The organism is Streptomonospora sediminis (assembly GCF_054778995.1).
In genome coordinates this window covers 46321-69734 of record NZ_BAAGYZ010000021.1, presented here as the reverse complement: position 1 = coordinate 69734, position 23414 = coordinate 46321, and the positions used below count along the sequence as shown (strand labels likewise).

Sequence of the window (23414 nt, the reverse complement as noted above, 5' to 3'; positions counted from 1 at the left end):
GCCGCTTCCGCGCCCGGCGCGCGTCGGGCCCACCCGCAACGGGCCGATAGGATTCACAGCGTGAGCGAAGGACTGGACGAATCGTACGACGACCTGCCCGAACAGATGCGCATCCGGCGCGAGAAACTGGACCGCCTGCGTGCGGAGGGTATCGACCCCTTCCCGCTCGGCTTCCCGCGGACCACCCTGATCGGTCCGGTCCGCGACAAACACGGGCAGCTCGCACCCGATTCGGCAACCGGTGAGCGTGTAGGCATCGCCGGGCGCGTCATGCTCTACCGCACCGGCGGCAAGCTGTGCTTCGCGACCCTGCGCGACTCCTCCGGCGACCTGCAGGTGATGCTCTCGCTGGACAAGCTGGGTGCCGACTCCCTGGCCGCGTGGAAGAGCGACGTCGACCTCGGCGACCATGTCGGGGTCGAGGGCGAGGTCATCACCTCCCGCCGCGGCGAACTCTCGGTGCAGGTCGACTCCTGGAAGCTGACCGCCAAGTGCCTGCGGCCGCTGCCCGAAAAGCACAAGGGCCTGACCGACCCCGAGGCCCGGGTGCGCCAGCGCTATGTCGACCTGATCGTCAACCCCGAGTCCCGCGCGATCGTGCAGAGCCGCGCGGCCGCCATCCGGGCGCTGCGCAACGGGCTGGACTCCCGCGGCTACACCGAGGTCGAGACCCCGATGCTGCAGCGGGTGCACGGCGGAGCGACCGCGCGGCCCTTCAGCACCCACATCAACGCCTACGACCTCGACCTGTACCTGCGTATCGCGCCCGAGCTGTACCTGAAGCGACTTGTTGTGGGCGGTATGGAGAAGGTCTTCGAGATCAACCGGAACTTCCGCAACGAGGGCGCCGACTCCACGCACAACCCCGAATTCACGATGCTGGAGTTCTACCAGGCCTACGCCGACTACGACGTCATGGCCGACCTCACCCGCGACCTGCTGCAGGAGGCGGTGCGCGCGGCGTTCGGCACCGCCGTCGTCGAGCGGGGCGGGCAGGAGTACGACCTGGGCGGCGAGTGGCCCGCGGTGCGGCTCTACGACGCGGTCTCCGAGGCGCTCGGCGACGAGGTCACCCCGCGGACCCCGCTGGAGTCGGTGCGCAAGGCCGCCGATGCCCGCGGCCTGGAGTGGAGCCCCGACTGGGGGCAGGGCAAGCTGGTCGAGCACATCTTCGAGGAGTTGGTCGAGCACACTCTGCAGCAGCCCACATTCGTGCGCGACTTCCCGCTGGAGACCAGCCCGCTAACCCGGCGGCACCGCGACGACCCGCTGGTCACCGAGAAATGGGACCTCATCGGGTTCGGTATGGAACTGGGCACCGGTTACTCCGAGCTGGTCGACCCCATCGAGCAGCGGCGCCGGCTGACCGAGCAGTCGCTGATGGCGGCCGGCGGCGACCCCGAGGCCATGCAGCTCGACGAGGACTTCCTGCGTGCCCTGGAGTACGGTATGCCGCCGAGCGGCGGTGTGGGTGTGGGCATCGACCGGTTGCTCATGGCGCTCACTGGGCGCAACATCCGCGAGACCGTGCTGTTCCCGCTCGTCAAGCCCGAGTGAGCACGGCGGCGTCGGCACCGGCCGCGCGCCGCCCTGCTAAGGCCGCTTGCGGCGATCTCGTTGCGGGATCGTGATATTCGGGGGATTCCGAAAACCGCAGGTCATCGGCATTGTTGCCGAGATCACACAGTGAGCCTCGCCCGCCCTGTTCGCAGTGGGGGCGACACTCCGGTACGTAGGTTCTTTTCGCAGGTCAATCTGTTCTTCGGGGCTTTCCGACGCCTAAGCTTGTGACCTGCGATGATCGCCATGCTACCCAATGTAGTCAAATCGACCTTGACGGGCAGTTCGCATCCACCTAGCGTTTCAAAGCAGCGGAGTGTTCCTCCGCTGGTTTGCCGTAGTGGATCGACATGACGGTGAGTGAGGATGGCTGGATACGCCCGACCATCCTTGGCCGTGTGCGCCCACGCGCGATCTGTCCGTCCCAGATCGCGCCGACCGGGACCGCGCACTCCCGGCTCACCCGGCGTGCGCCCCTGTGCCAGAGGGGCTCGCTGCCCGGGCGCCAGCGGGTGCCGGTATCCGGCCAACGCCGGCGTTCACGTGCCAGAGGCATACGCCTCCACCCCTTCTAGTCCGCTTCGGCAACGAGCTGATGTTCCGCACTCACCACGGATGAGGGAGGACGGAGTGGAACAGGCCACACTTGTACGCCGTGCTGTGAAGGACCCGGGCACCCCGCTGATGCGCGGGGGCATTGTGTCGGCGCCGGTTCCGGTCCCCGACGGGGGCCAGCACCTTCCGGTCAGCCTGACCGACGACGAACTGCAGTTGCTCGCGGAGATCGCCACCGGTGTGACCACCGATGTTGCAGCGCGCCGACTGGAGCTGAGCGCACGCACGCTGCGGCGCCGCCTGCGCGCCATCTGCGACCAACTCGGAGTCAACACCCCGATCGAGGCGGTCGTCTGGGCGGCGCGAAAGCAGCTCATCTGACCCCAGCACACCGCCGGCCGGCAAAACAGACCCCCAACCCCTCGAACCGGCCGAACGCGCTTGCGATGGACCCATTCGCGGCGGCACGCTGTCCTTCCGGGCCGGGGCGGCGGCCCCGCTCGTGGCCTCGGGGCGCCGCGGACGAGTAACCTGATTCGGCCATGCCCGTAACCCAGGTCACCGTTCGCCGCGCCCGTACCCGCGATGTCACCCGCATCCGGCAGCTCGTCGACTCTTTCAGCGGCGAGCGCCGGGTGCTCGGCAAGAGCACCGTGAACCTGTACGAGGACGTGCAGGAGTTCTGTGTCGCCGAAACCGGGGAAGGCCCCGAACGCACCATTGTGGGCTGCGGCGCACTGCACGTGCTCTGGGAAGACCTCGCCGAGGTCCGCACCGTGGCCGTCGATCCCGCGGCGCAGGGCCGCGGTGTCGGCCACAGCATCGTGGCGGCCCTGCTGGACCGCGCGCGCGAGCTCGGCGTGCGGCGCGTCTTCTGCCTGACCTTCGAGACCGCGTTCTTTGCCCGGCACGGTTTCGAGCCGATCCAGGGCGCCCCGGTCTCGCCGCGGGTCTACGAGGAGCTGCTGCGCTCCTACGACGAGGGCGTGGCCGAGTTCCTGGATCTGGAACGGGTCAAACCCAACACCCTGGGCAACACCCGGATGCTGGTGTACCTGAACGAACCCGGAACCCCGCGCTCGCACTGAGCGCCGCATCCGTCCCGGATCCGGACCGCCGCAACCGTTGGGAGTTCGCGGAACAGCCGGAGCCGCCGCATCCCGGCCGCCGCCCCGCCGGCCGTTCCTTCCAGCAGCCGGCCGCCGACCGGGACGGCGCTGCGGGGCGGCCTACAGCAGCCGCATCTGCCGGTCGCGGGGCCGCTTGCGAGTCGCCGACTCCTCATCGACCTGCATGGTCAGCCCCTGGTCGATGGCATCCAGGAAGGGCGACGGTGCAGTGTCGACCGCGGTGCCGCGGCGCGTGCGGCGCCGCGCCCGCGACAGGTACAGCCGGTGCCGGGCCCGGGTGAGCCCGACGAAGAACAACCGCCGCTCCTCAGCGGTGTCCGTGTCGGCGGAGGCGCCGGGCAGCCGGAAGGGCAGCAGCCCGTCGTCGCAGCCCACCAGGAACACCACCGGGAACTCCAGCCCCTTGGCGGCGTGCAGGGTCAGCAGCGCCACCCGGTCGGCCCGCGGGTCCAGCGCGTCGACCTCGGCCCCCATGGCCAGCGCCGACAAGAACTCCCCCAGATCCTCGCCGCACTCGGCGGCCAGCGGCAGCACCAGGTCGGCGGCGGTGCGCAGGTCGGTGCGGATGTCGGTTTCGGCGCCGGTGTCGGCGTCCGTGCCGGTGCCGGTGCCGCCCGCGTGGCGCTCGCACAGCAGCGCCACCGCCGATCGCACGCGGTCGACCAGCGGTCCGGCGGGATGGTGCGCCAGCTCCTCGGCGAGCATCCGCACGCCCGGCCGCGCAGCCAGCTTGTCGTGCGAGCGCTTCTGGTAGGGCACACCCGCGGTGTTGAAGGCCCGCATCACCGCCTCGCTCTGGGCGTCGGTGCGGTAGAGCACGCAGAAGTCGCTGAAGGACAGCCCGCCGTCGCCGTCGCCGGTCACCCGGCCGCTGTCCAGCGAGTGCCAGGAGGTGCCGCCCAGCAGCCGGTCGATCGAGCGGGCCACGAACGAGGCCTCGGCGCGTTCGTCGGCCGCCGTGTGCAGGCCGATCCGCGGCGGGTCGGTGAAGTCGCCAACGGCGCGCAACTCCCGGCCCGGAACCAGTGATGCAGGGGCGATCGCCTGGACCGCGGCGCTGACGATCGCCGCGTTGGAGCGGTAGTTGCGGCCCAGCCGCACCGCGGCCGCCCCGGGGAAGTCGTTCTGAAAACGCAGGAAGAAGCCCACGTCGGCGCCGCGGAAACCGTAGATGGCCTGGTCGGGGTCGCCGATGGCGGTGAGGTTGCCGGCGGGGCCGGTGAGCAGCCGAAGCAGCGCGTACTGCCGCTCGTCGACGTCCTGGTACTCGTCGACGCTGACCCAGGGCCAGCGGTTCCGGTACACGGCGGTCAGCTCATCGTCGGCCCCGAGCAGGCGCACCGGCAGCGCAACGAGGTCGGTGAAGTCGACCAGGTCGAGTTCGCGCAGGCGGCGCTCGTAGCCGGCGTCTTCGGCCGCGGGTTCGCCGGAATCGCGCCGGGCCAGCAGCCGGCGGCCTTCGCGCTCGGACCCGGCGACCTCCGCGGCCACCTCCAGCTGCCGCGCGGTGTCGGCGATCGCAAAACCGGCCGAGAGCCCGGCGCGCTCGTGCTGTTCGCGCAGGATCAGCAGGCCGAGGCGGTGGAACGTGGCGACCGTGAGGTCGCCGGCGCGGTCGCCGAGCAGGTCGGCGAGGCGTTCGGTGAGCTCCTCGGCTGCGCGGCGGGTGAAGGTGATGGCCAGGAAACCGGTGGCGGGAATGTCCTGATCGGCGACGAGGTGGGCGATGCGCCGTGTCAGCGTGCGGGTCTTGCCGGTGCCCGGCCCGGCGACGATGAGCAGGGGGCCGCCCGGCGCCTGCGCGGCTGCCCGCTGGTCGGGGTCGAGGCCGTCGAGGACGCTGCGCGACGAAGCCGCAACCGCAGTCCCGTCGCCATCGGGAAACAGCAGCGGCGGATCCACGTCATTTGCCTCTTGCCCGGATGCCTCTCGCCCGGTTACCGGAAGCGTGCTGGACGCCGCTGAGGTGGCTGCTGCGGGCATCGCGGCGGGAGAGGCGGCCGCGGGCCCGGCGGCGGGCTCGAGGGGCGCGTCGGTCCACAGGGTTGCCGCACGCGGTCCGGACGGGCCGCGGCCGTTCGGGGCGCCGCCGTTTCCGCCTCCGTTCCCGCCCCGGCCGTTGCCGGCCCCGGCAGAGCCGCGGCCATGGTCCTCCTGGCCGGGGGCGGCTGGAGAGCCGGAGCCGCCGCGGCGCCGATCCGGGGCGGCCCGCTGCGGCGGACGCGGTGCGGCGGCCGGCGGCGCGAGGTCGCCGGCGTCGAAGAGGGCCGGTGCGGAACCGGCTCCGGCCAGCTCACCGGGCTCGAACATGTGGATGGTGCCGTACTCGCCGTCGTAGCCGCCGTCGCGCACGACCGCGCCCGCGCGCAGCCGGGTGATCGCCTCGCCCAGCAGCGTGCCGCCGACGCGGGCGACCTCGTCGGTGGGCGTGGTGGTGAGGATGTCCAATTCCGAGCCGAGCTCGCCCACCAGCCGCGCCACCTCGCCCTGCACCCGCTTGCTCTTGGGCCCCACGCGCACGATCTCGCTGACGATTTCGGGCAGCGGAACCAGGCTGGTGAACCCGGTGGCGCCCTCGGGGCGGCGGCCCAGCGGCTGGTCGGCCAGCTCGAAGACCCGGTGGGAGACCCCGACGGTCAGCGGCTTGCCGCAGACCGGGCAGCGGCCCCCGTGCTCGCGCGTGGTGTCGGGCTCCATGCGGACGCCGCATTTGCGGTGGCCGTCGAGATGGTATTTGCCTTCCTCGGGGAAGAACTCGACGGTGCCGCGGAATCCGTTGCGGGTCTCCAGGGCCCGGCGGATGGCGTAGTAATCGAGTTCGGTGTCGAAGCGGGTGGCTTCGCGGGCGAGCATCGGCGGCGAGTGCGCGTCGGAATTGCTGACCTGCGTGTAGGCGTCCAGCGACGACACGGTCCAGTTCATCTCCGGATCGCTGGAGAGCCCGGTCTCGATCGCGAAGATGTGGTCGGCGAGGTCGGCATAGCAGTCGGCGACGGCGTCGAATCCGGATTTCGAGCCGAGAACGGCGAACCACGGGGTCCACACGTGTGCGGGCACGAGATAGCTTCCCGGGTCGCTCGCGAGGGTGATCTCCAGCAGGTCGCGCGAATCCAGGCCCAGGATGGGACGCCCGTCGGAGGCGAGATTGCCGATACGGGCCAAATCCGCGGTGATGGCCGCGGCCGCCTCCATCGTTGGGGCGTAGAGCAAATGGTGCACCTTTCGGGTCCGTTCGCCCCGTTTATAGATGGTGGAGATCTCGACCGACAGCATGAACCGCGACGGATTCCGGCACGAGGGCGGCAGGGTGCGCAGTACCTCGGCCTCGATATCGGGGGCAAGGCGGAACAGACCGGGCTCGGCGGGCACGAGTTTGCTGCGCAACTGTTCGCGCCAGGCGGGGTGAGTGAAATCACCGGTGCCCACGACTGCAATCCCCTTGCGCGCCGCCCACCACGCCAGATGCTCCAGGTCGCAATCCTTGCTGCACGCCCGCGAGTACTTGGAGTGAATATGCAGATCTGCGTGGAAGTCCACGGTGAGGTCCTCTCAATGCCCACAGTGACCCGGTCGCGCGCAGCGAAGTAGGGTCCGCTCTCGCCGACCGATGCCGGACTCGCCCCGGAGTCAGCATGCCACGATCCACAACTCGCAGGCACCTTCGCGGGCTTATGCCCACCGCGGTGGGAGAGGTGTATACGAACAGGTAATCTGTGCATTGCGGGGGAGATCTCGACAGTGGCCGCCAGGGCTTCTGCGGGCGCCTGCCCCGTGGGGAGGCCGCCGATCCATATGCCCGCTCCGCCTGCAGGCGGAACTCCGGGTCCCGCCTGAGGCCGAATCCGGGGTGCGTTCAGTGTTCGCTGTTGGCTACCCGTGTTCGCCGTTGGCCGCGATGTTGGCCACGATGCACAGTCATTTCAATGGCGATTCGGTTGCGGCCGACTCCGCTGAGACGGTTCACCCGGCTCCGCGGACACCCGGAAGCCCTTATGTAGCGGGCTTTTGGGGCCGTCCTAAAGTCGGCGCCGGGGTGGCGTCCGAACAGGTACGCGCGGTGTCTATGATGTCGGAGTCCGCGCCCGTTGTATGAGCGGGTGTGTCGGTTGGTCGCCGGCCCCAGTCGGCGGCACCCCTGCGTGGGGTAATTGCTGCATAAAGTAACATCAAGGAAGGGGCGTGCGCTCGATGGAAGACGTTTTGTCGGCGCTGATCCCCCCTGCTGTTGTCGCTACGGTCTTCTGCACGTTCGTGGTGAAGCTGCTCCGCAAGGAGATGGCGCCGAGAACGTCGGACGGGCGGCTCGTCGGTAAGACCGACACGCCATCCGGCCGCGGATCCGCGGGTGGTCCAGCGGCTCCGCAACCCGGTGCCGAAGCCGTTGCCGCGGAAGGCGGGGCAAAGGGTGCGGAGAGCTCCGGATCGGAACTCCCCGGCGATGGCCCCGACCGGGCCGACCGCTAACCGGCAACGCACGGGAAAGGGACGGGTGCGTCCCTCGCGTTAACGACTCCGGGCCCCGGGCAGGGGTGCGGAGTCGTATCGGCCGACGAGCTGCGATTTGCTCCGGGTCGCGCCCCGGGCATAGGTCCGGCCGGTTTTCAGTCGCGTGGAGAATTGTCTTTCGCCTGCTCTCCGGCTAGTTTTATATTCAGGTGCCATCGCACCGCTCTGCTGGAAAGGTTCTATCTATGGCACAAAAAGTTCAGGTGCTTCTCGTCGACGATCTCGACGGCGGCGAGGCCGAGGAGACCGTTTCGTTCGGTGTTGACGGCACCTCCTACGAAATCGACCTCAGCGTCGACAACGCGACCAAGCTTCGTGAGGCAGTGGCGCCCTACGTCGAGGCCGCGCGCAAGGCTCCCAGCAAGACCGGCGGCGGCCGCGGCAAGCGGCAGCAGCGCAGTGCCCCCAGCCGCGAGCGCAGCGCCGAGATCCGCGCGTGGGCCAAGGCGGCAGGCAAGCAGGTCAACGAGCGCGGCCGGATCCCGGCGGCCATCGTCGCCGAGTACGAGGCCGCCCAGCGCTGAGGCCCGGGGCGGCGCCGGCATGCGAGTGGCGGTTGCGCGGAGCTCTTTCGGACCCGGGAGACCCGCGCAAGGCCATTACCTGTCGGCAGCGCCGTCCCGGCGGCGGTGTTCGCTGAGAGCAAATCTGCGCGCGAATGCGCGTTCACGGCCCGTGTGCCCTCGATATACCGGGGTGCGCGGGCCGTTCGCTTGCGGCGTAGACGGAACACTGACCCCCCGATAGGTAGTTGGATGAGGATGAACGCCCTATCGTCGGGGAAAGTCTCTGGCACGGGAGGCCCGCAGTCCTTCCGTGCAGGATGGGTTCGTCGGGCGCGCCGGGACCCCGGCCGCTTGGTGGACGGGTGGCCGAGCGCCTCCACGGGGCTTTCCCCCCGCAGGGGCCGAAATGCGGAAAGCGAGGGTCGGAACTTCCGTCCCTGCCTGACCGCTCTGTGAGGAGCGACGAGACATGTTCGAGAGGTTTACCGACCGCGCACGGCGCGTGGTGGTCCTGGCCCAGGAAGAGGCCAGGATGCTCAACCACAACTACATTGGTACAGAGCACATCCTGCTCGGCCTCATCCACGAGGGTGAGGGCGTCGCTGCGAAGGCTCTGGAGAGCCTGGGTATCAGCCTCGAAGCGGTTCGGCAGCAGGTAGAGGAGATCATCGGCCAGGGCCAGCAGGCCCCCTCCGGCCACATCCCCTTTACCCCCCGTGCCAAGAAGGTTCTGGAGCTCTCCCTCCGGGAAGCCCTGCAGCTCGGGCACAACTACATCGGTACTGAGCACATCCTGCTCGGCCTCATCCGCGAGGGCGAGGGAGTGGCGGCCCAGGTTCTGGTCAAGCTGGGCGCCGACCTCAACCGGGTGCGCCAGCAGGTCATCCAGCTCCTGCACGGCTACCAGGGCAAGGAGCCGCAGGCCACGGGTGCCTCTTCGGAGTCCACCCCCTCGACCTCCCTGGTGCTGGACCAGTTCGGGCGCAACCTGACCCAGGCGGCGCGCGAGAGCAACCTGGACCCGGTCATAGGGCGGGACCAGGAGATCGAGCGCGTCATGCAGGTGCTGTCGCGCCGTACCAAGAACAACCCGGTGCTCATCGGCGAGCCCGGTGTCGGCAAGACCGCAGTGGTCGAAGGGCTGGCCCAGAAGATCGTCAAGGGGGAGATCCCCGAGACCCTGAAGGACAAGCAGCTCTACACGCTCGACCTGGGTGCGCTGGTGGCGGGCAGCCGCTACCGCGGCGACTTCGAGGAGCGGCTGAAGAAGGTCCTCAAGGAGATCCGCACCCGCGGCGACATCATCCTGTTCATCGACGAGCTGCACACGCTCGTGGGCGCGGGAGCGGCCGAAGGCGCCATAGACGCCGCGTCCATCCTGAAGCCCATGCTGGCCCGCGGTGAGCTGCAGACCATCGGCGCCACCACGCTGGACGAGTACCGCAAGCACCTGGAGAAGGACGCGGCGCTGGAACGCCGCTTCCAGCCGATCCAGGTCGACGAGCCCACGATCTCGCACACCATCGAGATCCTGAAGGGCCTGCGGGACCGCTACGAGGCCCACCACCGCGTGTCGATCACCGACAGCGCCCTGGTGGCGGCAGGCCAGCTCGCCGATCGCTACATCAGCGACCGCTTCCTGCCGGACAAGGCGATCGACCTCATCGACGAGGCCGGTTCGCGGATGCGCATCCGCCGTATGACCGCGCCGCCGGACCTGCGCGAGTACGACGAGAAGATCTCCGATGTCCGCCGCGACAAGGAATCGGCGATCGACGCCCAGGACTTCGAGAAAGCGGCGTCGCTGCGCGACGACGAGAAGGGCCTGCTGACCAAGAAGGCGCAGCGCGAGAAAGAGTGGAAGGCCGGCGACATGGATGTCGTCGCCGAGGTGACCGAGGAACTCATCGCCGAGGTTCTGGCCACCGCCACCGGCATCCCGGTCTTCAAGCTGACCGAGGAGGAGTCCTCCCGCCTGCTGCGCATGGAGGACGAGCTGCACAAGCGGGTCATCGGCCAGGAGGACGCCATCAAGGCGCTCTCGCAGGCCATCCGGCGCACTCGCGCCGGGCTGAAGGACCCCAAGCGCCCGGGTGGTTCGTTCATCTTCGCCGGCCCGTCCGGTGTGGGTAAGACCGAGCTCTCCAAGACGCTGGCGGAGTTCCTCTTCGGCGACGAGGAATCGCTGATCCAGCTCGACATGAGCGAGTTCATGGAGAAGCACACCGTCTCGCGGCTGTTCGGCTCGCCTCCCGGCTACGTCGGCTACGAAGAGGGCGGCCAGCTCACCGAGAAGGTGCGCCGCAAGCCGTTCTCCGTGGTCCTCTTCGACGAGATCGAGAAGGCCCACAACGACATCTTCAACTCGCTGCTGCAGGTCCTTGAGGAAGGGCGCCTGACCGACGCCCAGGGCCGCAACGTCGACTTCAAGAACACCGTCATCATCATGACGACGAACCTGGGTACACGCGACATCTCCAAGGGCGCGGCCATGGGCTTCGCCAAGGAGGACGACGCACAGACGAACTACGACCGGATGAAGGCCAAGGTCCAGGAAGAGCTCAAGCAGAACTTCCGGCCCGAGTTCCTCAACCGCGTCGACGACGTCATCGTCTTCCACCAGCTCACCGAGCAGGAGATCATCGACATCGTGGACCTGATGGTCGAGAAGCTCGATGAGCGGCTCAAGGACCGCGACATGGGGCTGGAGCTGCGTCCGGCGGCCAAGAAGATGCTGGCCGAACGCGGTTACGACCCCGTGCTGGGTGCCCGGCCGCTGCGCCGCACCATCCAGCGCGAGATCGAGGACGCACTGTCGGAGAAGATCCTCTTCGGCTACCTCAAGCCCGGCCAGATCGTCGTGATCGACGCCGAGGGCGAGGGAACCGACGGCAAGTTCACCTTCCAGGGTGTGCCCAAGCCCGAGGCCGTCCCGGACACTCCTGCCGTGCAGGAGACCGCGGCCGGTACGGGCGAGTAACACCGCCGGTCCGGCGCCGGGCTTCCGGCGCCGCGGCGCGAACGGCGACAAGGGGGCGGTCCTTCGGGGCCGCCCCCTTCGTTGTGCCGCCTCACCGGCGCCGGTTCCGGCCGGTGCGGTTGCCCGGTAGCCGGACCGGCCGGACACCGTTCGCGGCCGCACCCGGGGCGGGCCCGCATCCGGCCGCGGGCCCGCCCCGGGTGCCGGTGCGCGTGCCGTTCGCCGCGGCCGCCCGATATGGTTGGCGGCTGTGGTTCCTCCCGACAGCAACTCTCCGCACCAGTACCCGTCGCAGGGTGGCGCAGAGCCGCCCCACGGCGGGCCGCCCCCGCCCTCCCAAGGCGGCGCGGCCCCGCCTTCCGGACCGCAGCCCTGGCAGCAGAACACCGGACCCGGCCCCGGACAGGCCGCACAGGGCGGCCATCCCGGGCAGGGCGGTCCGGCCGATCAAGGGCCCTACGGCCCGCCGGCCGGTTACGGGGCGCCGGGGCAACCGCCCGGCCAAGCTCCGGGCCAACCCCCGGGTCAACCTCCCGGCCAGCAGCCCTACGGCGGCTACGGCCCCCCGCCACCCGGCGGGGCGCCGCAGAAGCGGTCTTCAGGTGCGCTGTGGTGGATCCTGGGCGCGGGCGCGCTGGTGCTGGTCCTGGTGGTGGCGGGCGGCGGAGTGGCCGCCTACCTGCTGCTCGGCGATGGCGGCAGCGGTAACGGGACCGCGGTGGCCGAAGACCAGCCCGGCAAGACCGAACCCGGCGACATCGAAGGCGTGCGGACCTTCGGCGATGTGTCCCGCGAGCACACCGAGGAGCCGGTGTCCTACGACGTGTACCCGCCGCCCGGCGGCCGGCACCACCCGGTCTGGCAGAACTGCGGTGTCTACCAGCAGGAGCTGATGCCCGAGCACGCCGTCCACTCCCTGGAGCACGGCGCCGTGTGGATCACCTACCGCGACGAACTGCCCGGTGACCAGGTGGCCCAGCTGGAGGATCTCTACCGCCAGGGCGACTTCCTGCTCATCAGCCCGGCGCAAAGCCGCCAGCAGGCGCCCATCGCCGCGGTGGCCTGGGGCAAGCGGCTCGTCCTGGAAGACGCCGAAGATCCGCGCCTGGTCGAGTTCCTGAACACCTACGTGCAGGGTCCGCGGACACCCGAGCCGGGCGCGCCCTGCAGCAGCGGTACCGACGCCACCCTGGAAGCCGTCTGAACCGCTGAACCGCTGAACTGCCGGCATGCTGAACTGCCGTATGGCCGGACTGCCGAATGGCTGAAGGCGTGAACGGCCGAAGACGCGAACGGCCGAACGGTCGGCCGGGACCCCTCAGCGGAGCGCCCCCGGTCGGCCGAGCTCGGCGCGGGTCAGTTCGGCAGCGCGTAGGTGCCGTCGTCCAGCGGGTCGACCAGGCCGTCGGCCACCAACGCGTCCAGCGCCCGTTCGCGCTGCACCGGCTCTTGCCAGACCACGTCCAACGCCGTTTTGGGTACCGGCGCGGGGGAGTCGCGCAGTACGGCCAGTAGGCGGCCGCGCACCTGCCGGTCGGTGCCGGCGTAGGTCTGGCCGCGCCGCGGTGGGCCGTCGTAGGCGGGTTTGCCGGCCAGCCGCCAAGCGCACTGCGTGGCGATCGGGCAGTCGGTGCACGCGGGCGAGCGGGCCGTGCACACCAGGGCGCCCAGCTCCATCACCGCCACGGCCCAGCGGGCGGCCACCGCGGGTTCCGGCGGCACCAGGGTCTCGGCCAACGCCACCTCGGCCCGGGTCTGGGCCTTGGGCGGGTACTCCACCCCGCTGTGGGCGCGTGCCAGCACGCGCCGCACGTTGGTGTCCAGCACCGCGTGGCGCTGGCCGAAGGCGAAGCTGGCCACCGCGGCGGCGGTATAGGCGCCGACGCCGGGCAGCGCGAGCAGGTCGGCATGGTCGGAGGGGACCTCGCCGTCGTGGCGCTCGACAATGGCGCAGGCGGCGGCGTGCAGGTTCAGGGCGCGGCGCGGGTAGCCCAGCCGGTTCCACATCCGCACCGCCTCGCCCGAAGGCTCCTCGGCCAAATGAGCGGGGGTGGGCCAGCGCTCCAGCCAGGCCTGCCAGGCGGGCAGCACCCGCACGACGGGGGTCTGCTGCAGCATTACCTCGCTGACCAGGATCGACCAGGGGGAGGCGTCGTCGCTCCGCCAGGGTAGTTCGCGGGCATTGGTCTCGTACCACGCCAGAACGGCGGTGCTGTAAGGGTTGTCGAACATGTCAATCGATGAGCGGATCGGCGGGTTGAGTAGGTGTAGCGCCGGGAAACCCGGAATACTACGCCTATGGCGTCAAGTGCTGGACAACCGGGACCGGTGAGTCCCGAGACATATTGGAGAAGGCGTGTATTCGTGCTGGTGGGTCTCTTCGTTGTCGTGGCGCTGATCACCTACGCGTGCACCCGGTCCTCGGCCACGGACGACGGCGGCGCAGCCTCCGGCGCCGGTGCGAGCCCGACCCCCGAGGAGACGTCGCAGGCCAGTATCTCACCCCCGGCCTCTCCCAGTGCCGCTTCCAGCCCTTCCGCCGGCGCCGGTGCGGACGCCGCCGATGGCGACGGCGAAAACGGCTCCGGCGACTCCGAAGATTCGGGAGATTCCACCGACTCCGGCGATGAGTCGGGCGGGGGTTCCGGTGATTCGGAAGAGGGGTCGGGTGAGTCGCAGGGCATCGCCGCCCCCGAGAACGCCGGCGATCCGTGCAGACCCTCCGACGTGGTCACGACCCTGAAGACCGACAAGAGCGACTACGACTGGAACGACAAGCCGCGGTTCAAGCTGACCTTGGTCAACACCGCGGAACAGACCTGCACCGTCGACGTGGGCCGCAAGGGGTTGGAGCTGCGCATCACCTCCGGCGAGGACCGCGTGTTCTCCACGGCCGACTGTGTCGAGGGTTCGGGCACCGACAAGCACAAGCTGGAGCGCGGCAAGCCCTACTCCAAGACCGTCACCTGGGACCGCGGGCGCTCCTGGAAGGAGTGCCGCGACCAGCAGGTCAAGGCCAAGCGCCCCGGAACCTACGTGGTCAAACTGCACAGCACCTACGACACCGAAGCCGAGCCGCAGGTGTTCCGCCTGAACTGATCCGCCACCCGCGGCAATGGGGCGGCACGGACAGCGCCCCATTGCCGCAACCGCGGCGCCGCGCGGGCGTTTCGACGGCCGGTTGCCGACTGCCGGAACCCCGCCGGTGGTGGCCGCCGACCGCTACTGCGCCGGGAAAGCCGATCGCAGGGCCGCGCCGACGTCGTCGACCCCCACGATCTCGATGCCTTCAAGCGGTTCCTCGCTGGTCTGCGGCACGATCGCCCGAGTGAAGCCGAGCCGCTGCGCCTCGACCAGCCGCCGCTGCACGCCGGTGACGGCGCGGACATCGCCGGCCAGCCCGACCTCGCCGATGGCCACCAGCCCCCGCGGCAGCGCTTCGTCGCGCACCGAGCCCGCCACCGCCAGCGCCAGCGAGAGGTCGACCGAAGGCTCGCCCAGCCGCACGCCGCCGACCGTGGAGGCGTATACATCGGAGTTGGCGATGCGTACCCGCGCGCGGCGCTCCAGCACCGCCATGACCATGTTCACCCGCGCGGTGTCGAGCCCGGAGTTGGCGCGGCGCGGCTGGGGCAGGTTGGAGGAGGCCACCAGCGCCTGGACCTCGGCGATGAGCGGGCGGCGGCCTTCGAGGGTGACGGTGACGCAGGTGCCGGGCACGGGTTCGTTGCGGCGGGTGAGGAACAGGCCGCTGGGATCGGGCAGCCCGACGATTCCGGAGTCGGTGAGCTCGAAGCAGCCGATTTCGTCCGTGGGTCCGTAGCGGTTCTTGGCTGCCCGCAGCATGCGCAGCTGCGAGTGCCGGTCGCCCTCGAACTGCAGCACGACGTCGACGAGGTGTTCCAGCAGCCGCGGACCGGCAATGGATCCGTCCTTGGTGACATGGCCGACCAGCACCGTGGCGATGCCGCGCTCCTTGGCGAGCCGGATCAGCGCGCCGGCGACCTCGCGCACCTGGCTTACGCCGCCGGGCACCCCCGCCACGTCGGGCGAGCTCATGGTCTGCACCGAGTCGACGATCAGCATTGAGGGTGCGACCGCGTCGACGTGGCTGACCAGAGCGGCCACCGAGGTCTCGGCCGCCAGGAACAGTTTGGGTGACAGCGCCCCCAGCCGGTCGGCGCGCAGGCGCACCTGGCCGGTGGATTCCTCGCCGGTGACGTAGAGGACGGGGCCGGACTCGGCGCACAGCGCGGCGACCTCGAGCAGCAGCGTGGACTTGCCCACGCCGGGTTCGCCCGCGAGCAGCATGACCCCGCCGGGGACCACGCCGCCGCCCAGGACGCGGTCGAGTTCGTCCAGCCCGGTGGGTGCGGCGTGCGCGGTTTCGACGCTGATCTCGGTGATGGGCTGGGCCGGGCTGCTGACCCGCGCCGGGGCGATGACGGTGGAGGTGGGGGCGCCGGATTCCTCGACGGTGCCCCACGCCTGGCACTCGCCGCAGCGCCCGACCCATTTGAACGTGGTCCAGCCGCATTCACTGCAGCGGAAAGTGGTCTTTGCAGCCTTGGCCATGGATGCACGGTAGCGGCCGGCGGGGACATCGCGAACCGGTGCCGGTGCGGCCTGGGGAAAACCGCCGCGGGATGGTCACTCCCGGTTATATTTATGGTGCGAAAGGTGATCGTTCCAACGTCTCCTCCACCCTGCCCCACCGCCCCGTCCCGCAGGCCCCTGCCGAGCCCAGCGGCACTGCCCGCGCCGCCCTTCGACCCCAGGAGCCATGCGTGTCCGCATCCGCCGCACCACCCGCCCGCCGCCCCCGCGCAGCCCTCCGAGCCCTCGCGCACCTCACCGCCGCCGCGCTCACGCTCACCGGGGCAGCCGCAGGCTCGGCCCATGCCGACACCGCCGCTGAGCGGACGCGGGCCCTGGCCGCCGAGTACGTCGCGCTGGGCGACTCGTTCACCGCCGGCCCGCTGATCCCGCCGCCGCACGACCGGCCCACCCTGTGCATGCGCTCGGGCCGGAACTACCCGAATCTGGTGGCCGATGCGCTCGGCGCCCGCCGGTTCACCGACGCCAGCTGCATTGCCGCCACCACCGGTCACATGACCTCCGCTCAGGAGCTGCTGCTTACCACAAACCCGCCCCAACTGGACTCGCTGACCCCGCACACCACGCTCGTGACGTTGGGAATCGGCGGCATGGACCTCGGCTTCGTCGAGATCATGCTCAGCTGCATCGCGCTTTCCCTGACCGATTCCGGCGGCGCCCCCTGCCGCGACAACTACGTCGACCACGGCCACGACGAACTCCGCGCCCGGTTGGACTCCGCCGGCGGGCGGATCGGCGATGTCCTCGGCGCCATCCGCGAACGCAGCCCCGATGCCACCATCGCCGTCGTGGGCTACCTCGAACTCCTGCCGTCCGACGATCCCTGCCTGCAGGTGCCCTTCGCCCAGGGCGACATCCCCTACATGTACGGCATCTGGTCCGAGCTCAACGCCGAACTCGAAAAACAGGCCGCCGCGGCCGGGGCCGTCTTCGTCGACACCTCGGGCCCGGGACACGACATGTGCGCGCCGCCGGGGCAGCGCTGGGTCGAAGGCATCGTCCCGTCGCGCCCGACTTTCCCGGTACACCCCAACGCCACGGGCATGGCGGTGGTCGCCGACCGTGTGCTGTCCGCGTTGGGAGCCGAGGAGGTGGAACGCAACAGCCCACTGGCCTGAGCGCCGGCTCGGGCGTTCGGCGATGGCGATGACCATGCACAAAAGCCCTTCTCAGCTTTAAGATCCAGGCGTTTCCGCATGGTCACTTCGGTGCGCCGGGTGGCCCGCCTCCTGCGACCGATCAATCAGGGCACTGGCTGGGGCGTGTTTGGTGGGTCGCTGTCCTACTGCGCGGCCGTCTCGGGTAGGGATTCTCACTCTCGCGGCGTTCTCCGGGCCCCTGACGGGCAAAATGGCGAAGCCGCCCGTTAGGGACGGTCGAAAGGGGAACCACCTGGGCCCCCGCTGTGCGATTTTGCGGAGCTTGCGGAGCCCGCACAGTAGGGGAGGCTCCCTCCTCGGCCTTGCGAGAGCGGCACGGGCCCCCGCTCGGCGATAATGGCGAAGCCCGCCGAGTAGGGGCGGCCCTATCGCAGCGCCCCGCGCCGCAACGGCGCTTCGCGCATCGGGCGCGGGGCGCACACGAGTGCGCCGCTCGCTACGGACGGACCCACCAAACACGCCCTAGTACTCCCGCCACCACAGGTTGACGGCGTAGTCGACCTCCGTGCCGGGGTGCTCGGCGATTACCTCCGCGGCCACCTGCGGCGACAGTTCGATACGCACCACCGCCTCGAAGTCGGTGCGGTTGCGGAACCGCCAGCGCATCGTCAGCGGGGTGCGCTGGAATCCGTGCCGCGACCAGAACCGCTCAACGGCTCCGGGATCGTACTCGGGCAGGAACCGGCGGAACCACCCGCCGAACGTGCTGCGGGTGGCGTCGTTGTCGATGACGAACGCGGCCCCGCCCCGGCGCATGACCCGGCGCAGCTCGGCCAGCCCCGGTTCGCAGCCGGGCCCGAAGAAGTACGCCCAGCGCGCGTGGGCGACATCGACACTGGCATCGGGCACCGGCAGGCGTTGGGCCACCCCGTTGCGCACCTCGACATTGGCTGCGCCGGCCGTCCGCGCCCGTGCCGCTGCTGCCAGTCGAGCGTGCGGTTCGACTCCGGTCACGCGGGCGGCCTCGCGGGCGAACCCGGGCAGGTGGTAGCCGCTGCCGCACCCGATGTCGAGCACGTGCGCGCCGGCCGTGCCGCGAACGCCGCGCATGGCCGCGTCGATGACCCCGTCCGGGTCCACGGCCTCGTTCTCCAGTTCGTAAACCTGCGGGTTGTGCCAGATGTTGGGGCTGGGGACCGCCCCTGCCAGTGCTGCTCTCACCAGAGGAAGGATAGGCAGCACCGGGATGAACCCGGGACCAACGCGGTGCGGCGACGCCGCGGACACCGCCGGTGCGGCCCGCCCCGCGCGCCGCGGCGGCGACCCGCCGGCTCGGTTCTGGCCCGGCCCCTGCGATACACGCCGCCGGAACAGCGCATAGTCTTAGTGGAGTGAACTCCGTCCAGGTTCCAGACGCGCCCGTTGTGCTGTCGACGGCGTCGGTCTACCCGGAGAAAACTCCGGCGGCCTTCGAAATCGCCGCCAGGCTGGGCTACGACGGCGTCGAGGTGCTGGTCTCCACCGACCCGGTGAGCCAGGACATCGACATGCTGCGCAGGCTGTCCGATTACCACGGCGTGCCGATCCTCGCCGTGCACGCACCGTGCCTGATCTTCACCCAGCTCGTGTGGGGCCGCGACCCCTGGGGCAAGCTCGTGAAGTCCAAGGAGATGGCCGAGGCGCTGGGCGCCCGCACCATCGTGGTCCACCCGGCGTTCCGCTGGCAGCGCGAGTACGCCCGCGAGTTCGAGGCCGGCATCGACCGGATGCAGGACGAGACCGACGTCACCTTCGCTGTCGAGAACATGTACCCGGTGCGGATGCGCGACCGCGAGGTCGTCCCCTACGCCCCGAGCTGGAATCCGATCGACCGCGGCTACCCGGACGTCACGCTCGACCTTTCCCACTCGGCGATGTCGCACTCCGACGGGCTGGAAATGGCCAAGCAGCTCGGCGACCGGCTGTCGCACCTGCACCTGACCGACGGCACGGGAACCCAGAACTTCGACGAGCACCTGATCCCCGGCCGGGGCACCCAGCCCTGCTCCGCCGTCCTCGAACACCTGGCCACCACCGGTTACGACGGGCAGATCGTGCTTGAGGTCAACACCCGCAAGGCCGCCGACTCCGAGACCCGCCACCTCGAACTCGCCGAGGCCCTGGCGTTCACCCGCCTGCACTTCGCCGGCATCCGCAGCGATCCCGCCAGCGAGGGCTCCGGGCACGTGCGGGAGCGCGCCACGCTGCTGAACGACGCCGACCGCTCCGGCGCAGCAGCCGAAGCCGCTGAGGCGGCCGCGGCCGCCGAAGCCGATGCGCTCGCCGATGCCGCCGCACCGCCGCGCACGTTCGCGGTGTCCGCCGAAGGCACCGTCGACCGGCGCGCCTGAGCCGGCCGGCCCGCGCAGCGGCGGGTGCGGTGAGGGCAAGGGCTACTACCGCCAGCGTTGCCCGGTGATCCGTTCGTAGCATTCCACGTAGCGGGCGCGGGTCGCCTCAACGATGTCCGCGGGGATCTCGGGGCCCGGCGGGGTGCGGTCCCAGCCCGCGACCGTACTGCTCCAGTCGCGCACGAACTGCTTGTCCAGCGAGTTCTGCGGGCGGCCCGGCCGCCACTGGTCGGCGGGCCAGAACCGCGAGGAGTCGGGGGTGAGCACCTCGTCGGCCAGGACCAGCGACCCGTCGGCCGCGCGGCCGAACTCCAGCTTCGTGTCAGCGATGATGATGCCGCGCTCGGCGGCCAGTTCGGCGCCGCGCGAGTAGACCTGCAAGGTGGTCTCGCGCAGGCGCTCGGCGGTCTCGGCGCCGATCTCGGCGACGACGCCGTCGAAGGTGATGTACTCGTCGTGGCCCTCGGATGCCTTGGTCGAAGGCGTGAACACCGGTTCGGGCAGGTGCGAGGCCTCGGTCAGCCCCGGGGGCAGCGGCACGCCCGATACCGCCTGCTGCTTCCGGTACTCCTGCAGGCCCAGCCCCGCGAGGTAGCCGCGGGCGATGAACTCCACCGGGAGCATCTCCAGCCGCCGGCACCGGATCGCCCGGCCCGCCCACTCGGCGGGGACATCGCTCGCCGAGACGACGTGGTTGGGCACGATGTCGGCGAGCTGCCCGAACCACCACAGCGAAAGCTGGGTGAGGATGCGGCCCTTGTCGGGGATGGGGGTGGGCAGGACCACGTCATAGACGCTCACGCGGTCGGAGGCGACGAGGACCAGGTCGCCGCCGTCGGCGTAGACGTCGCGGACCTTGCCGGAGTGGACGAGTTCCATGGCTGTGCGTGTCCTTGGTCTGGATGGTGTGCCCCCGCTGCCGCCGCAGCCCGCGGGCCGCCGGGCCGCCGCTGGGCGGAACGACGACAAACCCTACTTCATCGCTCCGCGCCAGGCCGGACGGCGGCCCGGGCACCTGCGGGCCCGGTCCCGGCAGGCGCGGGTTGCCGCGGCGTAGCCTCTGATGCAGCCCGCCGCGGGTGTGCATTCGCGGCTCCGGCGGGCAGGAGGGTAGGACAATGCGGCAAGGCGCGAACCGGCGAGTGAGGAGTGCGGGATGGCTCTGCGGCAGACACTTCTGGCGGCCTCGGGCAGCGACCGGCTGCGCGGGATCGTCTCGGGCAGCAGGCTCACCCGCGGCATCGTCAACCGGTTCGTGGCCGGAGAGCACGCCGAGGACGCGGTGCGTGTTGCCGGGGAGCTGGCCGAACGCGGGCTGCTGGCCTCCATCGACCACCTCGGCGAGGACATCGGGCACCCCGCGCAGGCCGGCGATGTCACCAAGGAGTACCTGTACCTGCTGCGGCTGCTGGCCGATGCCGGGCTGACCTCCGCCGCCGAGGTATCGGTGAAACCGACCGCCGTCGGATTGGCCCTCGGCGACGAAGGCCCGGAGCTGGCCGCTGACAACATCGCCCGGATCTGTGCCGCGGCCGCCGAAGCCGGCACCGCGGTCACCCTCGACATGGAGGCCGAGCAGCACGTCGGCCCGACCCTGCGCCTGGTCGCCTCGCTGCGCTCGGAGTACCCCTGGCTGGGCTGCGTGCTGCAGTCCTACCTGCACCGCACCGATGGCGACACCGCCGCCATGGCCTCCGGTGAGGGCTCGCGGGTGCGGCTGTGCAAGGGTGCCTACGCCCCCGACCCCGGCACCGGGTTCACCCAGCGCCGCGACGTCGACGCCGCCTATGTCCGCTCGCTGCGCCGGCTGATGGACAGCGAGGCCTACCCGATGGTCGCCACGCACGATCCGCGGCTGATCGACATCGCCACCACCCTGGCCCGCCGGTACGGACGCACCTACGACGACTTCGAGTACCAGATGCTCTACGGCGCCCGCCCCGACGAGCAGCAGCGCATCGCCGACCTGGGCGCCCGGATGCGGGTGTACGTGCCTTACGGCCGCGACTGGTACGGCTACCTGGTCCGGCGCATGGCCGAGCGCCCGGCCAATGCGGCCTTTGCGGCGCGGGCGGTCCTGGGCCGCGGCTGATCGGGGTGCCGCGGGTGCTGCCGGGGCGGGCGCGGCGCGGGTTTCCACAGGTCGGCGGATCGGGCTGGTGGTGTGGGGGTGGTGTCGGGTTGACTTGAAATAAGGGGTCCCCCGGCACCTCCGGCATTGTTGTGCCCACGGCCAATGCGGCCGGCCTTTTCAGAGATCGCACGGGTGGGGATCGTCGCGGCGCGACCGATGAGTTTGCGGCTCCCGGCCGGTCAAAGCTCGTGACACCCTAGGAAAGGACACCGCAATGTCGGAGCTTCTCGTCGACTTCATCACCTCCCTCGACGGCTACGCATCGGGAGAGGGATGGCCCGGGTGGTGGGGCCTTGAGGGGCCGGAGTACCTCGCTTGGGACGGTAAGCAGCCCGAGGCCACCTACCTGATGGGCGCGAACACCTACCGCCAGATGTCGGGCTTCGCCGCCGGCGAGGTCCCCAATGGCCAAGACGAGTTCAGGGCCGAAGAAGAGGCGTCCGTGGACGAGCTCACGCAAGCGTCCAAGGTGGTGTTCTCCTCCTCACTGGAGGAGCCACTGGCGTGGGCCAACACCACGCTCGTCCGCGACGACGCCGTCGAGGCGGTCCGCTCCATGAAGTCGAGCGGCTCCGGGCCCCTCAGCACGATCGGCAGCCTGAGCCTGTGCCGGTCCCTGCTGCGGGCCGGACTCGTCGACCGCTTCCGGGTCGTGATGTTCCCGGTGATCACCGGGGCCACCGGCGCGGAACGCATCTACGACGGCTATCCGGACGTCGCCTTGGAGATGATCGACCACCGCACCTTCGACGGCCGCATCCAGTTGGTCGAGTACAAGCCCCGCGTGCTCGAGCACCCGCCGCTCGGCGCCCCTGCGTGACGCCGTCCCGTCCGCTGCCCCGTCCGCCGGTCCCGACCGCCGCCAGGCCGGCGGGCGCGGAGCGGGCCATGGAAACGGCTGTGCCAACCAAGGGGGCCGGGCACCGCCCGCGTCGTCGTGCCCACCCGTCCACAGGCGCTCGCCCGGTGGTGCGGCACACAGCGCCGCCCCGATAGCGTTGGGTAAACGTAAAAACTATGGGGTGAAGTCATGATCGCGATCGTCGGCGGCGGCAAGATGGGCGAGGCGCTGCTCGCCGGGCTGCTGGCCACCGGGTACGAACCCGCCCAGGTGCTGGTCACCGAGCCCGTTCCGGAACGGGCCGCGGAACTGCGCGAACGCTACGGCGTGGCGGTGGTCCCGTTGTCGGCCTCCGCCGGCCGAGCCGACACCCTGGTCTTGGCGGTCAAGCCGCAGGACATGGCCGACCTCCTGAACCGGCTCGACGGCGACCTCGCCTCCGGCACCCTGGTCATTTCGATCGCGGCCGGGGTCACCACCTCGCTGGTCGAAAAACACCTGTCCGGCCGGGTGGCGGTGGTACGGGCCATGCCCAACACACCGGCACTGGTGGGCCGCGGCATGACCGCTGTCTCGGGCGGCGCCCACACCTCCGACGACCAGCTGGACCACGCCGAGTCCCTGCTGCGCTCGGTCGGCGAGGTCGTGCGGGTGCCCGAACAGCACATGGACACCGTCACCGCCATCTCGGGCAGCGGCCCGGCGTACTTCTACTTCATCGCCGAAACCATGATCGAGGCCGGTGTCGCCATGGGCATGACCCGCGCTGCGTCCCAGAAACTGGTCACCCAGACCATCGGCGGCGCTGCGGCCATGCTCAACGACCCCGACGCCCACCCGGTCGTGCTGCGCGAGGCGGTCACCTCGCCCGGCGGCACCACAGCCGCGGCAGTACGCGAACTGGAGCGCCACGGCGTGCGCACCGCGTTCACCGATGCCATCGAGGCGGCGCGCGAACGCAGCCGCCGGCTTTCCGAGGTCTGAACCGCGCGGCGGTCGGCGGTTCGGCGCGGCCGGGGCGCCCCCGGCGCCGCAGCCGGCCGCCGCCGTTGACTAGGCTGGGATACGACGGGTGACCCCCCACACACCCGCGCT

18 protein-coding genes are annotated in these 23414 nt (G+C 70.5%); 13 read left to right on the top strand and 5 right to left on the bottom strand.

All coding sequences use genetic code 11. The features are described 5' to 3' along the window. Positions 1–60 precede the first annotated feature (60 nt). The 3 genes from lysX to ACYVD5_RS05845 all read left to right on the top strand — a co-directional run bounded on the left by lysX (position 61) and on the right by ACYVD5_RS05845 (position 3203). Positions 61–1557 carry a bifunctional lysylphosphatidylglycerol synthetase/lysine--tRNA ligase LysX gene (lysX, locus tag ACYVD5_RS05855; RefSeq protein ID WP_460999876.1) on the top strand — a complete coding sequence of 499 codons (1497 nt, stop codon included), beginning with the start codon at positions 61–63 and terminating at the stop codon, positions 1555–1557. Positions 1558–2244: 687 nt separating this feature from the next. Then, positions 2245–2496 (top strand): LuxR C-terminal-related transcriptional regulator, encoded by a 252-nt coding sequence (locus ACYVD5_RS05850; RefSeq protein WP_461000037.1) that lies wholly within the window; start codon positions 2245–2247, stop codon positions 2494–2496. Between the two features lie 161 nt (positions 2497–2657). Further along, positions 2658–3203 carry an amino-acid N-acetyltransferase gene (locus tag ACYVD5_RS05845; RefSeq protein ID WP_460999875.1) on the top strand — a complete coding sequence of 182 codons (546 nt, stop codon included), beginning with the start codon at positions 2658–2660 and terminating at the stop codon, positions 3201–3203. Between the two features lie 141 nt (positions 3204–3344). Here ACYVD5_RS05845 and ACYVD5_RS05840 read toward each other — a convergent pair whose 3' ends face one another. Further along, positions 3345–6782: a UvrD-helicase domain-containing protein gene (locus ACYVD5_RS05840; RefSeq protein ID WP_460999874.1), complete on the bottom strand. Its 3438-nt coding sequence runs from the start codon at positions 6780–6782 to the stop codon at positions 3345–3347. 651 nt (positions 6783–7433) lie between these two features. On the opposite strand from ACYVD5_RS05840, the gene ACYVD5_RS05835 reads away from it, so the two are divergent. The 4 genes from ACYVD5_RS05835 (at position 7434) to ACYVD5_RS05820 (ending at position 12441) form a co-directional block, all read left to right on the top strand. Further along, positions 7434–7709 carry a hypothetical protein gene (locus tag ACYVD5_RS05835; protein ID WP_460999873.1) on the top strand — a complete coding sequence of 92 codons (276 nt, stop codon included), beginning with the start codon at positions 7434–7436 and terminating at the stop codon, positions 7707–7709. A 227-nt stretch (positions 7710–7936) separates the two neighbouring features. Further along, positions 7937–8275: a histone-like nucleoid-structuring protein Lsr2 gene (locus ACYVD5_RS05830; protein ID WP_460999872.1), complete on the top strand. Its 339-nt coding sequence runs from the start codon at positions 7937–7939 to the stop codon at positions 8273–8275. A 451-nt stretch (positions 8276–8726) separates the two neighbouring features. Further along, positions 8727–11237 (top strand): ATP-dependent Clp protease ATP-binding subunit, encoded by a 2511-nt coding sequence (locus ACYVD5_RS05825; RefSeq protein ID WP_460999871.1) that lies wholly within the window; start codon positions 8727–8729, stop codon positions 11235–11237. A 250-nt stretch (positions 11238–11487) separates the two neighbouring features. Beyond that, entirely contained in the window at positions 11488–12441 is a 954-nt protein-coding gene (locus tag ACYVD5_RS05820) for a DUF3105 domain-containing protein (protein ID WP_460999870.1), read from the top strand. A 152-nt stretch (positions 12442–12593) separates the two neighbouring features. On the opposite strand, the gene ACYVD5_RS05815 is transcribed toward ACYVD5_RS05820, so the two are convergent. Beyond that, entirely contained in the window at positions 12594–13469 is an 876-nt protein-coding gene (locus ACYVD5_RS05815) for an HhH-GPD family protein (protein WP_460999869.1), read from the bottom strand. Positions 13470–13601: 132 nt separating this feature from the next. On the opposite strand from ACYVD5_RS05815, the gene ACYVD5_RS05810 reads away from it, so the two are divergent. After that, positions 13602–14336, top strand: a complete 735-nt coding sequence (locus tag ACYVD5_RS05810; protein ID WP_460999868.1) for a hypothetical protein — start codon at positions 13602–13604, stop codon at positions 14334–14336. Between the two features lie 123 nt (positions 14337–14459). On the opposite strand, the gene radA is transcribed toward ACYVD5_RS05810, so the two are convergent. Beyond that, positions 14460–15812: a DNA repair protein RadA gene (gene radA / locus ACYVD5_RS05805; RefSeq protein WP_460999867.1), complete on the bottom strand. Its 1353-nt coding sequence runs from the start codon at positions 15810–15812 to the stop codon at positions 14460–14462. Between the two features lie 212 nt (positions 15813–16024). Between radA and ACYVD5_RS05800 the strand changes: the two genes are divergently transcribed. Then, positions 16025–16972 (top strand): SGNH/GDSL hydrolase family protein, encoded by a 948-nt coding sequence (locus ACYVD5_RS05800; protein ID WP_460999866.1) that lies wholly within the window; start codon positions 16025–16027, stop codon positions 16970–16972. Between the two features lie 504 nt (positions 16973–17476). Here ACYVD5_RS05800 and ACYVD5_RS05795 read toward each other — a convergent pair. Beyond that, the gene (locus tag ACYVD5_RS05795) at positions 17477–18094 is read right to left on the bottom strand and encodes a class I SAM-dependent methyltransferase (RefSeq protein ID WP_461000036.1); all 618 of its coding nucleotides are present in this window, start codon (positions 18092–18094) and stop codon (positions 17477–17479) included. Positions 18095–18345: 251 nt separating this feature from the next. Between ACYVD5_RS05795 and ACYVD5_RS05790 the strand changes: the two genes are divergently transcribed. Then, entirely contained in the window at positions 18346–19344 is a 999-nt protein-coding gene (locus tag ACYVD5_RS05790; RefSeq protein WP_460999865.1) for a sugar phosphate isomerase/epimerase family protein, read from the top strand. Between the two features lie 45 nt (positions 19345–19389). Here ACYVD5_RS05790 and ACYVD5_RS05785 read toward each other — a convergent pair whose 3' ends face one another. After that, complete coding sequence (locus tag ACYVD5_RS05785; RefSeq protein ID WP_460999864.1) at positions 19390–20223, bottom strand: phosphoribosylaminoimidazolesuccinocarboxamide synthase; 834 nt, start codon at positions 20221–20223, stop codon at positions 19390–19392. Positions 20224–20500: 277 nt separating this feature from the next. On the opposite strand from ACYVD5_RS05785, the gene ACYVD5_RS05780 reads away from it, so the two are divergent. The 3 genes from ACYVD5_RS05780 to proC all read left to right on the top strand — a co-directional run bounded on the left by ACYVD5_RS05780 (position 20501) and on the right by proC (position 23303). Then, positions 20501–21436, top strand: a complete 936-nt coding sequence (locus ACYVD5_RS05780) for a proline dehydrogenase family protein (RefSeq protein WP_460999863.1) — start codon at positions 20501–20503, stop codon at positions 21434–21436. 256 nt (positions 21437–21692) lie between these two features. Continuing rightward, complete coding sequence (locus ACYVD5_RS05775) at positions 21693–22298, top strand: dihydrofolate reductase family protein (protein WP_460999862.1); 606 nt, start codon at positions 21693–21695, stop codon at positions 22296–22298. Between the two features lie 210 nt (positions 22299–22508). Then, positions 22509–23303, top strand: coding sequence for a pyrroline-5-carboxylate reductase (proC, locus tag ACYVD5_RS05770; RefSeq protein ID WP_460999861.1), 795 nt, complete (start codon positions 22509–22511; stop codon positions 23301–23303). Positions 23304–23414 lie beyond the last annotated feature (111 nt).

What these genes read in the sequence shown, in the direction of transcription:
- ACYVD5_RS05775 (WP_460999862.1), top strand. Translation starts at nt 21,693, where the DNA reads ATGTCGGAGCTTCTCGTCGACTTCATCACCTCCCTCGACGGCTACGCA.
- proC (WP_460999861.1), top strand. Translation starts at nt 22,509, where the DNA reads ATGATCGCGATCGTCGGCGGCGGCAAGATGGGCGAGGCGCTGCTCGCC.
- ACYVD5_RS05845 (WP_460999875.1), top strand. Translation starts at nt 2,658, where the DNA reads ATGCCCGTAACCCAGGTCACCGTTCGCCGCGCCCGTACCCGCGATGTC.
- ACYVD5_RS05830 (WP_460999872.1), top strand. Translation starts at nt 7,937, where the DNA reads ATGGCACAAAAAGTTCAGGTGCTTCTCGTCGACGATCTCGACGGCGGC.
- radA (WP_460999867.1), bottom strand. Translation starts at nt 15,812, where the DNA reads ATGGCCAAGGCTGCAAAGACCACTTTCCGCTGCAGTGAATGCGGCTGG.
- ACYVD5_RS05785 (WP_460999864.1), bottom strand. Translation starts at nt 20,223, where the DNA reads ATGGAACTCGTCCACTCCGGCAAGGTCCGCGACGTCTACGCCGACGGC.
- ACYVD5_RS05780 (WP_460999863.1), top strand. Translation starts at nt 20,501, where the DNA reads ATGGCTCTGCGGCAGACACTTCTGGCGGCCTCGGGCAGCGACCGGCTG.
- ACYVD5_RS05815 (WP_460999869.1), bottom strand. Translation starts at nt 13,469, where the DNA reads ATGTTCGACAACCCTTACAGCACCGCCGTTCTGGCGTGGTACGAGACC.
- ACYVD5_RS05825 (WP_460999871.1), top strand. Translation starts at nt 8,727, where the DNA reads ATGTTCGAGAGGTTTACCGACCGCGCACGGCGCGTGGTGGTCCTGGCC.
- ACYVD5_RS05835 (WP_460999873.1), top strand. Translation starts at nt 7,434, where the DNA reads ATGGAAGACGTTTTGTCGGCGCTGATCCCCCCTGCTGTTGTCGCTACG.
- ACYVD5_RS05850 (WP_461000037.1), top strand. Translation starts at nt 2,245, where the DNA reads ATGCGCGGGGGCATTGTGTCGGCGCCGGTTCCGGTCCCCGACGGGGGC.